Source organism: Rhodococcus sp. 14-1411-2a (genome assembly GCF_002259485.1).
Classification (GTDB): domain Bacteria; phylum Actinomycetota; class Actinomycetes; order Mycobacteriales; family Mycobacteriaceae; genus Rhodococcoides.
The window spans coordinates 23,113-34,234 of sequence record NZ_NPGA01000005.1; the positions used below are offsets into that span (position 1 = coordinate 23,113).

At 66.1% G+C, this 11,122-nt stretch carries 9 protein-coding genes; 1 reads left to right on the top strand and 8 read right to left on the bottom strand.

What is annotated here, in order from left to right:
- Positions 1 to 147: 147 nt before the first annotated feature.
- The 6 genes from CH291_RS01110 to CH291_RS01135 all read right to left on the bottom strand — a co-directional run bounded on the left by CH291_RS01110 (position 148) and on the right by CH291_RS01135 (position 7,000).
- Complete coding sequence (locus tag CH291_RS01110; protein ID WP_068051470.1) at positions 148 to 573, bottom strand: PPOX class F420-dependent oxidoreductase; 426 nt, start codon at positions 571 to 573, stop codon at positions 148 to 150.
- A gap of 88 nt (positions 574 to 661) precedes the next feature.
- Complete coding sequence (locus tag CH291_RS01115) at positions 662 to 1,855, bottom strand: glycerate kinase family protein (RefSeq protein ID WP_094669160.1); 1,194 nt, start codon at positions 1,853 to 1,855, stop codon at positions 662 to 664.
- Positions 1,856 to 1,885: 30 nt separating this feature from the next.
- Entirely contained in the window at positions 1,886 to 3,385 is a 1,500-nt protein-coding gene (locus CH291_RS01120; RefSeq protein WP_256980684.1) for an SLC13 family permease, read from the bottom strand.
- Positions 3,386 to 3,508: 123 nt separating this feature from the next.
- Positions 3,509 to 4,999, bottom strand: a complete 1,491-nt coding sequence (locus tag CH291_RS01125) for a sensor histidine kinase (protein WP_256980685.1) — start codon at positions 4,997 to 4,999, stop codon at positions 3,509 to 3,511.
- On the bottom strand, positions 4,996 to 5,442 hold the full coding sequence (locus CH291_RS01130) for a hypothetical protein (protein WP_094686508.1): 447 nt from the start codon (positions 5,440 to 5,442) through the stop codon (positions 4,996 to 4,998). Before CH291_RS01130 ends, CH291_RS01125 begins: the two co-directional genes overlap by 4 nt.
- A 100-nt stretch (positions 5,443 to 5,542) precedes the next feature.
- Positions 5,543 to 7,000 (bottom strand): amidohydrolase, encoded by a 1,458-nt coding sequence (locus CH291_RS01135; RefSeq protein ID WP_094686509.1) that lies wholly within the window; start codon positions 6,998 to 7,000, stop codon positions 5,543 to 5,545.
- Between the two features lie 52 nt (positions 7,001 to 7,052).
- On the opposite strand from CH291_RS01135, the gene CH291_RS01140 reads away from it, so the two are divergent.
- Positions 7,053 to 7,508, top strand: coding sequence for an acyl-CoA thioesterase (locus CH291_RS01140; protein ID WP_256980686.1), 456 nt, complete (start codon positions 7,053 to 7,055; stop codon positions 7,506 to 7,508).
- On the opposite strand, the gene CH291_RS01145 is transcribed toward CH291_RS01140, so the two are convergent.
- A complete protein-coding gene (locus CH291_RS01145; protein WP_094686510.1) occupies positions 7,484 to 9,430 on the bottom strand; it encodes an acetoacetate--CoA ligase in 1,947 nt (648 codons plus the stop codon). The two genes, CH291_RS01140 and CH291_RS01145, sit on opposite strands and share 25 nt — an antisense overlap.
- Positions 9,431 to 9,443: 13 nt before the next feature.
- Positions 9,444 to 11,078, bottom strand: coding sequence for an AMP-binding protein (locus CH291_RS01150; RefSeq protein WP_068051480.1), 1,635 nt, complete (start codon positions 11,076 to 11,078; stop codon positions 9,444 to 9,446).
- Between the last annotated feature and the right edge of the window lie 44 nt (positions 11,079 to 11,122).

Sequence of the window (11,122 nt, forward strand, 5' to 3'; positions counted from 1 at the left end):
CAACTCGAAGTTACCTTTCAGTACATATCCGTCCGTATGTACCGGACTGTTACAAGTCGATACCCGATCCGAGCTCACCCGACACACTCCGACTCGATTCGGCACCCGGTCAATCTACAGTGCCGACCGGGCGAAGACCGTCGCTCGTCATGCCGTCATGTCGAAAGCGGCGATCACCTTGTTCGGTGTCACCCGAACGATCAATTCGCCCGGAACACCGTTGCGTGCGCCGAACTCCTCGGCGCGATCGCGGCCCATGTACCGAGCCCCCAGCTCGGTGGCGGTGCGGAGCAACTCGGCGGGATCCTCGTCGACCGACGCGATGCCCTGCACCTGGACGAATCCGTACGGCGGCTCTTCGAGATCGACGGTCAGCACCACGCGGGGATCACGGCGAATCGACTTTCCCTTCGCGGTGTCGGCCCCCGTGTTGAACACGATCTCGTCGCCCTCGACGATGAACCAGACCGGGGCAACCAGGGGCCTGCCGTCGGAGGCCAGGTACCCGAGCTTGCCGGTGCGGGTACCCGTGGACAGAAACTCGCGTACGCGCGGATCGGTGATCGACGTCATCGCAGACACGCTACGCGGGTGGTCCGACAGAATCGGCGATCGCGGACACTTCGGCAGGTCCACGAGATCCATTCACGCTGCTCCGGCCTCACCGGCCGAGAGTCGCTCCGACCAGAAGCAATCTCATCGCTCGCTCCGTGGCGTCGGTCAGGAACTCGGCACCCCGTTCGAGCGCCTCGACCAACTCGACCGGTGAGGGGAGGATGCCGGCGAAGGCGTCGATACCCGAGTCGTAGTTGGCGCGGGCGTCGAGACCGATGGTTCCCGCGAGCGCCACCACAGGTTTGCCGTGAAGCTTGGCTCGGCGGGCGACCTCCGTCGGGATCTTCCCCTTCGGCGTCTGCTTGTCGATGGACCCCTCGGCGGTCAACACCAGGTCTGCTGTCGCGATGAGGCTGTCGAGGTCGACATGATCGAGCATCACCTCGAAGCGTGGTAGCAATTCGGCCCGCAGGACCGCTGCCACGCCTGCCCCCATCCCGCCGGACGCGCCGGTACCGGGCCCGGTGCGGAGGTTCAGACCGGCCGGCCGCGTCGACACGTCACGCTCCAACACCTCGGCCCAGCGGTCCATCGCAGCCGACAGGATCTCCACTTGCGTCGAGCTGGCCCCCTTCTGCGGTGCGAAGATTCGGGCGACTCCGCCGGGCCCACAGAGAATGTTGTGTGGGTTGCATGCGACCCTGATCTCCACACCGCTTCCCGGACTCAGCCGTGAATCGAGGCCGGATACATCGATGTGGTCGAGCCGAGTCAACTCGCCTCCGCCGTCGCCCAATTCGAGGCCTTCGGCATCGAGGAGTCGCACTCCGAGCGCCTGCAGAAGCCCCGCGCCGCCGTCCGAGGTGCCGGAGTCGCCGCAGCCCAACAGGATTCGTTCGGCACCGTAGTCGAGGGCGGTGCGGATGAGCTCACCGACTCCGCGGCTCGTGGTCACCGTCGGGTCGCGCATGTCTCGCGGAACCAGCGACAGACCGGCCGCTGCTGCCATCTCCACGACCGCGGTGACCGGCCCGTCCGTTCCCAGCAGAGCGAAATGGGAATCGACCGGCTTGCCCACCGGCCCGGTCACGACGGTGTCGATCACCTTGCCCAGGGTGGCACCGGCAAGGGCGCGGGCGGACCCCTCACCCCCGTCGACGAGGGGGACCGAGTTGACGATGGCCCCGGGCACCACCCGGCGAATACCAGCGGCAATGGCCGATGCAACCTCGTCGGCACCGAGAGATTCCTTGAACCCGGACGGGGCGACGACGAATCGGAGTGGGGTGGAAGACGGCATGGTGATCGATTCCTTTTCGAGGGTGGGAGATCAGGAGATGGGGGTGCCGAGCAGCGGCCACACGAACACGGCGAAGAACAGCACGGTCCCTGCGGTCAGCGGCGCGAGAACGGCGGACAGGCGTAGCAGGTCCTTCGGTGAATACGTCTCCACACCTTCGGCTTCGGCGAAGATTGCCACCGGCTTCGCCGAGGACGGCATGGTGTGGCAGAAGCCTGCTGCAGCCGTCGACGCGAAGGCCGCGGCCATGGGGTCGACTCCGAGCGCCGAAGCCGTGGTGACGACGAGCGGAACGAGGACGGACGAACGTGCCGAGCGAGATTGGATGAGAAGGTGCGAGGCCACGGACAGCACGATCACCACCGCGATGAACACCCAGGGCGGTGCCGAGCCGATCGGAACCAACGTGAACAGCCCGTCCGAGAGCCACCCTGCCGCACCGGACGTCGTCAACGCGGTCCCGAGGGCCAGCGTTGCCGCCATGAACAGCAGCAGGGACCATGGCACGTTGGCGAGCGCCTTTCCGAAGTCGGTGGTACCCACCCGCGGCGAGGTGGAGATCAAGGCACCCAGCAGGGCGATGATGGCGGGGTGCACGCCGTGCAACGGTTCGGAGCACCACAGCACGATGACGACGGCCAGCAGCGTCGCGGCCCGGTTCTCCGCGATGGTCAGCGGTCCCGTCACCGGTGTCGAGAGTCGCGACGCCATGTCGGATACGTTCACCGTCAACGGTATTCGGCGATCCTCCCGATCGGTGAACAGCGCCAGTACGAGTTCGGCGGCGCAGTGGCTGCTGACCACGGCCAGCGGCACACCGAGCAACAGCCACGCGGTGAAGCTGATCCCGGTACCCGTCGCACTCTCGAGCACCTGGCTGGTGATCAGATGCGCCCCCGCCCCGATGAGCGTCGCCACCGCGGACAGCAGGATGACGGTAGGAAACAGGATTGCCAACGCCCGCACCACCCGCTTGCGCTCGGCGAGCGCCTGCGCCAACGCCAAGAACACCGGCAGCGCAAGGGCCGCGCGACCCGAGGTGGCGGGGATCGCGAAAGCGGTCACGATCAACGCGGCCGTCACCAGATGGGCGAGCTGGCGTACGCTACGCGCGCCACTGACGATGAACACTGCTGCGCGCGTTGCCAAACCGGACTCGCGGACTCCCGCGGCGATGATGAATGCCGCGATGAGAAGCCAGATGGTCTCCTCGCCGAGAGTGTCGAACAGTGCGTCGGTGCTCACCACACCGGTCAGTACCAGAGCAAGTGCGGCACCGAGAGCTACGTAGGTGTCGTCGATCTTCGTGAACACCCAGAGCGCGACAGCTGCGGTGAAGACCACGAGCGTGGTACGCCCGGCGCTGGGCAGCCCTTGCGCCGCGCCGGCGAGTACGGCCAGGAGTACCAGCAACGCAACCGAACTCATGACACCCTGGACCAGTCGGCGGGTCAACAGATCGCGAAAGCGCCATGAGCGCATCGGTTCCGGGACAGGAGGTGGCTGCGTTCTGTAGCTGACCGTGTTCATGGTGACCAGTCTCGGTCCGTCCGATGAAACGTCGATGAACGTTCCATGAGCGTTCTTTCATGTGCCGTTCCACTGCCGTGGGTGACGTGGAAAAATTTCTGGCAGAACGAAATCGTCGGTCGCTCACCGTGCCGGCAGGTCGAGCCCGAATGTCGCACCGGCACCGGGCCGACTGTCGAGTGTCGCGGCACCGTGATGCCCGTCGGCGATCGCTCGCACGATACTCAGGCCCAGACCCGCTCCGCCGTTGTCCGAGCGAGGCGAAGCACTGGTGCCGCGCGCGAATCGTTCGAAGATGGTCGGCGCGTCCTCGCTGGACACACCGGGACCGGTGTCGCTCACCCACAACAGAACTCGGTCCAGGGCGAGCTCGGAGCCCACGACGATTCGGTCACCGGGGCCGGTGTGCGACACCGCATTCTGCGCCAGCTGAAGCACTGCCTGCGTGACTCGTTGTGGATCGACCCGCACCGAGCCCGTGCCGACGTGCCCCAGTATCCAGTCGCGGTCGGCGAGCGCGCGTACCTTCGCGTCGATGTCGCGCGGGAGGGTCTCGAGATCCACAGGTTGCTTGTGCACGAAATCCGGCCGCTCGGCTTTGGCGAGGAGCAACAGGTCTTCCACGATCCGGTTCATTCGGTCCAACTCGTCGGTGACGAGCCGGACCGTCTCTTCGCGCTCGCGTGGGTCATCACCCATCAGTTCGAGATGCCCCAGCACGATCGTGATCGGCGTACGAAGCTCATGGCTCGCGTCGTCGACGAATTGTCGCTGCGCGGCGAACGCGGACTCCAATCGATCGAGCATGTCGTTGAAGGTGTCGGCGAGTTCGGCGACGTCGTCTCGGCCGTCCACTTCGATCCGCCTGGACAGGTCGTCGGTGGTGATCTGGGCTGCGGTCCGCCGAACCAGACGCACGGGCGCAAGGATCTGCCCGGCCACGACCCAGGCGATGCCGCCGGTGAACAGCAGTGCCATCAGTGACACTCCGATCACCACACGAACGGTGTCGGACACGTCCGCGCGTTCGCGGTCGACGAGGATTCCGATCGCGAAAGTTCCGGCCTGGCCTCCGCCGGAAGGTTCGGCGACCTGTTTCGCCCAGGCGACTTCACCTTCCGAAGTCTGCGTCGATCCCACACTGTCGGGTGAGTCCACGATCGCCGATACGACGGCCGCGTCGGCGACCAGATCTCCCGGGCCGCTGCGCTCCTGACGCAGCAGTCGATCGGTGTAGCCGAACAGGATCTCGTCGTCGTCCGGGTATTGGCGCTGTAGGTGCAACTGGAGCAGATCGGCGACATCGCCGAACGGCAACCCGTCGTCCGGATCCCGGCCGGTCGCAGCGAACTCGCTGAACTCGCCGATCTCTTGCTCGAGCGCCACCGCAGTGTCTCTCTCGACATCGGCGAGGAGGATCGTTCGGACGGCAACCCCCACGGCCAGCATGGCCAGTGCCATGACGAACAACAGCCAGCCGAGGATGCGCACCCGCGCCGGAACACGGGTTCCCACCCGGGGACGACGAGGCGCAGGCTCGGGCACAGGTCCCCTCCGAGCGAGCACCTCGGTGCGGGCATCACTGCCGTCGATCAGTTTCTCGGTCGAGTTCACCCGTCGTCGTCTTCCACATCGTCGTCGCCATCCGCATCGTCCGGGCCACCGACGTCGTCATCATCGTCATCACCGTCCGGAATGACTTCGACGGGAGGCGGGGCAGGGACGACGATGGACTGCGGTGCTGCCGGCGGCTCCGCTGCATCCGGAGCCGTACCGCCCACCGGGCCCGTGGCCGCGGGAGGGATTTCGGCCACCGAGGGGGCCGCGGTCGAGGGTGCAGCGGTCGGGGGTGCCACGGTCGAGGAGGCCGGTGTGTCCGATGGGGGCGGTGCCTCGCCGGAGGTCTGGGATGCGCTCGGTGCCGCGACTCCGACGGTGACTCGCGGCTCGAAGCTCGGTGGCTGTGGGGTGTCGGCGAGTACGGTGCTCGCCAGTGCTACGCCCACCGGAACGATCACCACGGCCGCCAGGACGGCGATCTTGGGTGCGAACTTCACATCACCACACTGTCTCGAACGAGTGAGACGCCGATGAGGGCAACATGAGTGAGTTCTCATGTCCGGGTCGAGACCGAATCGTCGTCCGCGAACCCGGTGCCTATCCGGCGGACGCGTGAGTGAGCGCGCCGGCGCAGATCGTCGCTCGGATCTCGGTGTCGGCCAGATCGTGTGCCGATCGGTGCACGGGATGCTCGACGAGAACGACGATGTCCGCCGTATCCCCCACGCGGAGTATCCCGCGGCCACCGCACGCTGCCCGCAGTGCCACCTCGAGAGGTACCGCTTCCTCGGGGTGCCACGGAGGTCGGTCGTCGTCGGTACGGAACACCGCTGCGGCGACTCCCGCCAACGGCTCGGGCGGACTGACCGGCGCGTCGGAACCGAACAGCAACCTCGCCCCGCTCCGGTGCAGGGTTCCGTATCCGTACGCCACCGAGCGCCGTCCGGCCCACAGATCCTCGGCGATCTCGCGATCGGCCATCGCGTGCTGCGGCTGTACCGATGCCGCGACGCCGAGCGCTGCGAAACGCGCGATGTCCTCCGGCAGGATCTGTTGCGCATGTTCGATTCGACCACCGCAACCGGCGCGCTCGAACGCATCGAGAGCAATACCGTTCGCGCGGTCGCCGATCGCGTGGATCGCCGGAACGATGCCGCCGCGTGAGGCCCGCGACACGAGCTCGAACAGACCTTCCCGGGTCTCGAGCAGCAGACCGTACGCGTCGTCGCCCTCGATCCCCGGGTATCGGTCGTGGCAGCACGCCGTCCGGGTGTTGAGCGAGCCGTCGAGCATCACCTTGAGTGGTCCCCGCCGGATCAGTTCCGACAGAGCCGAGACGTCTCCGGTCCGCTCGCCGCGCTCGAGTGCTTCGTCGAGCCATTGCGGCCACACGGTCGTGTCGACGCGTACCGCGGGAGAGCCGGCCGTCAGGCGTCGATCCCAGACCGTCTTGTTGTCGGCGAACTCGAAATCCACGACGCCGGTGACTCCGCGGACCGCCAGTGCCGCGGTGGCGTCGAGCACGGCTCGATCGAGTTCGGCCGGGTCCTCCTGCTCTTCGAGAGCCATGACCGCTTCGAGGCCGTCGACGTCGCGCAACACACCGGTGGGGTGGTCGATACCCAGGTCGTCGAGCAACGCCGGGCTCAGCCACAGCGTGTGCAGGTCCATGCTCGTCATCGCCACGCGGGCACCGGGCAGCGCATTCTCGAGCAGGTCCTTGTGTGGCTCCTCCGGCCACTGTGCGTCGCGGAAACCGTTGGCGCGCACCACGGATTCACCTGCCGTACGCGCGTAGGGGTACACCAGCGCGACGGCGTCGGCCGCCGACATCGCCGGCCCGACGTCGATTCGCCTACGGGCCGCCGCCCACTGCGTCAGATGCACGTGAGAGTCCACGAATCCGGGTAGCGCCACCCCGCCCCCACCGTCGAGCACCTCGTCATTCACTGCACGTCGAGTACCTGCGGGGGTGATCGCCGCGATGACCGACCCTGAGAGTTCGATGTCGACGAGCACGCCGGAACCATCCAGTGCGACATTGGCGATAATCACTCCTGGGACTCTAGAGCGTCGACTTCACGGGCGCGCATGCCATCCTCTAGCAATGAAGACAGAGCCTGTTGCGATGCAGACAGAGCAGACCGGTCCCGTCGGATATCACGCGAGCGTGACGGTGCGCTGGTCCGACATGGACGCCTTTGCGCACATCAATCATGCACGGATGGTCACACTGCTCGAAGAAGCGCGAATCGAGTGGCTGCTCAGCGAGGGTGAGGCCAACGAGTCACTGATCAAGAGTGCGTTGATCGCCAACGTGACCATTGCGTACAAGAAGCCGCTCCGTCATTCGGACGGTCCACTCGACGTCACCCTGTGGTTCGAGAAGGTGCGTGCTGTCGACTTCACCATCGGGTACGAGGTGCGCGCCGCGGGAGCGGCACCGGATTCGCCGCCCGCGGTGGTGGCAACCACCCGGATGGCGATGGTCGACGTCGGTGCCGAGACTCTGCGCCGCATCGCGCCGGAGGAGAAGGCCTACCTCGCGCGCTGGACTCGCTGAAACTCGGCCGCCCGGTCGACGAACCACGCCAACGCAGCCGGGTCGTCGACGGCGCTCGCATCGACGGTGCCTGCCGCAGCGGCACCTTGGAAAAGTCGTTTGAGCGGTACCTCGAGTTTCTTCCCCGTTCGAGTGTGGGGCAGCGCGGGCGTGGCGATGACGTCGTCGGGAACGTGTCGCGGCGACACCTGGGTTCCGATGACGGATCGGATGCGTTCACCCAACTCGTCGGTCGCGCCACCCGGGACCACGACGAACAGCGGCATCCAGTATCCGCCGTCGGGTAGCTCGATGCCCAGAACGAGCGCCTCGGTGACCTCGTCCAGCGATTCGACGGCCTGATAGATGTCAGCGCTCCCCATACGAATTCCGTTGCGGTTGAGCGTGGAATCCGACCGGCCGTGGACGAGCACACTGCCGCGATCGGTCCTGGTGATCCAGTCGCCGTGCCGCCAGATTCCCGGATAGGTCTCGAAGTACGCCTCTCGGTAACGAGATCCGTCCGCGTCGTTCCAGAAGTGCAGCGGCATCGACGGCATCGGCTCGGTGACGACCAGTTCACCGACGGTGCCGCGGACGGGCTCGCCGTCCTCGTCGTAGGCGTCGAGCGCGACGCCGAGGAACGGCACCGACAGCTCCCCCGCCCGGACCGGCGCGGTCCGCACTCCCCCGGCGAACGCCGACACCACATCGGTGCCACCGGAGATGGAGAAGACCGGCACGTGGGCTCCGATGCTCTCCGACAACCAGATCGACGACGTCGCAGGCATCGCGGACCCGGTGATCCCGACGGCCCGCAGTGCCGAGAGATCGTGATCGGAGCCCGGATGTGCGTCGGCCTTGATGCATGCCAGTACGTACCCGGGGCTGGTGCCGAGATAGGTCACACCCAGCCGAGCGGCGATGTCCCACAATGCATCAGGCGTCGGAAATGCGGGATTGCCGTCGGCGCACACGATCGTGGACCCGGCCAGCAGACCGGCGACCTGAAAATTCCACATCATCCAGCTGGGGCTGGTGTACCAGAAGAACACGTCCTCGGGCCCCAGATCGGAGTGCAGGGCAACGGATTTGAGATGTTCGAGCACCACGCCGCCGTGGCCGTGCACGATGCCCTTGGGCAGACCGGTGGTACCGGAGGAGAACACGACCCACAGCGGATGATCGAACGGCACTGCGACCGGTTCCAATTCACGGCTCTGCGCTGTTGCGGCAGACCAGCTCACCGCACTTCCCGACGCCTCGCCGACCGTCACCACCAGCCGTAGCGTCGGCAGCCCGGTCGTGAGCGCGTCGACATCGGCGGCCTTGTCTCGGAACTTCCCTCCGTAGACGTACCCGTCGGCAGTGATCAGTGCCGTGGGTTCGAGTTGTCCCAGACGATCGAGTGCTGCCGAGGCCGAGTAGTCCTGCCCGCACGCGGACCACACCGCACCCAGGCTCGCGGTCGCCAAGAATGCGATCACTGCCTCGGGGACGTTGGGCAGATATCCGACGACGCGGTCGCCGCGTCGAATTCCCGCGCCGGCCAACGTCCCCGCCAGCGCCCCGGCCTGATCGATCATCTCCTCCCACGTCACGGTCCGCGTCGAACCGTCCTCGCGGGCGTGCACGATCGCGGCGCGACCGGGTCGAGCGTACCGAGTCACGTGGTCCACGTAGTTCAGTTCCGTACCCGGAAACCACTGTGCGCCAGGCATCGTGCGCTCCGCGAGAACCGTTGTCGGCACGCTGGAGGAGCGAACCTCGAAGAAGTCCCACACCGCTCGCCAGAACAGCTCCAGCTCGGTGGTCGACCATCGCCACAGAGCGAAGTAGTCCGGGAGAAGCACATCGTGACGTTGCTCGACGAAGCGCGCGAACTCGGTCACCCGAGCCTCGGCGAGGTCGGAATCCGTCGGCGTCCACAGCGCACTGGTCATGGAAGCGAGTATGTCAGCCGAAGGGCAGCTGTTCGATCAGGCCGAGCGATCGCTCGCGCATCTCCACCTTGCGCACCTTGCCGGTGACCGTCATCGGGAACTCGTCGACCACGTGCACGTACCGCGGGATCTTGTAGTGAGCCAACCGCCCGTCGCAGAACTCACGCACCGCTGCCGAATCGAGCGGCGCAGCATCGTCTTTCATCCTGATCCACACCATCAGCTCTTCACCGTACTTCGGGTCGGGCACACCGATCACCTGCGCGTCGAGGACGTCGGGATGGGTGTACAGGAACTCCTCCACTTCGCGGGGATAGATGTTCTCGCCACCGCGAATCACCATGTCCTTGATCCGTCCGGTGATCGCCACGTAGCCATCGTCGTCCATCACCCCGATGTCGCCGGTGTGCATCCACCCCTCGTCGTCGATGGCCTCGGCGGTCTTCTCCGGCTGCTCCCAGTAGCCCAACATCACCGAATACCCGCGCGTGCACAGCTCGCCCGCCTCGCCGCGCGGCAGTGTGCTGCCCTCGATCGGATCGACGATCTTGACCTCGAGGTGCGGACCGACGCGTCCGACGGTCGACACCCGTTGCTCGATGGAGTCCTCGCTCCGAGTCTGCAGGGACACCGGCGAAGTCTCGGTCATGCCGTAACAGATCGACACCTCGGCCATCCCCATGCGCTCGATCACCTGCTTCATCACCTCGGTGGGGCACGGCGATCCGGCCATGATGCCGGTACGCAGACTGCCGAGGTCGAAATCCTCGAAGTTCTCCAGTGCCAGTTCTGCGATGAACATCGTCGGGACTCCGTAGAGCGACGTGCACTTCTCCGTGGAAACGGCCGTCAACGTCGCGACCGGATCGAACGAGGGCCCGGGAATCACCATCGCTGCGCCGTGCGACGTGCACGCGAGATTGCCCATCACCATGCCGAAGCAGTGGTAGAACGGCACCGGAATGCACACTCGATCCTCGGCGGTGTAATGGCAGAGCTCGCCGACGAAGAATCCGTTGTTGAGGATGTTTCGATGACTGAGCGTCGCACCCTTGGGGAAACCCGTTGTCCCCGAGGTGTACTGGATGTTGATGGCGTCGTCGCAGCGGAGCCGCTCGGACACATCGGTGATCATGCGCGGAGTCTTCGCCAGCGCTCGATGCCCGCGATCGGTCATCGCTTCCCACTGGATGCTCCCGATGAACAGCACCTCACGCAGAGACGGCACCTCGGGGCGGGCGTCGTCGATCATCGCCGCGTAGTCCGACCCCTTGAACTCCCTGGCCGACAACAACACCGACACCCCGGCCTGCTTCAGCACGAACTGCAACTCGTGCGAACGGTACGCGGGGTTGATGTTGACCAACACGGCACCGACCTTGGCCGTCGCGTACTGCGCCAGAACCCATTCCGGGCAGTTCGGTGCCCATATCCCGACGCGGTCCCCCACCTCGACACCAGCCACGAGCAAGCCGGCCGCCAACAGATCGACGTCGGCGACGAACTCCGAGTAGGTCCACCGTCGCCCGGACGCAACATCTATCAGCGCATCGCGATCCGAGTACCGCGCCGCAGTTCGATCCAGATTCGCACCGATCGTGTCGTCCAGCACCGCTGTGTCCGACTCACCGGAAGAGTAACTGTCCATACGGCCACGGTAGTGAGCCCGGTCACCCTCGGCCACCCCCGAAT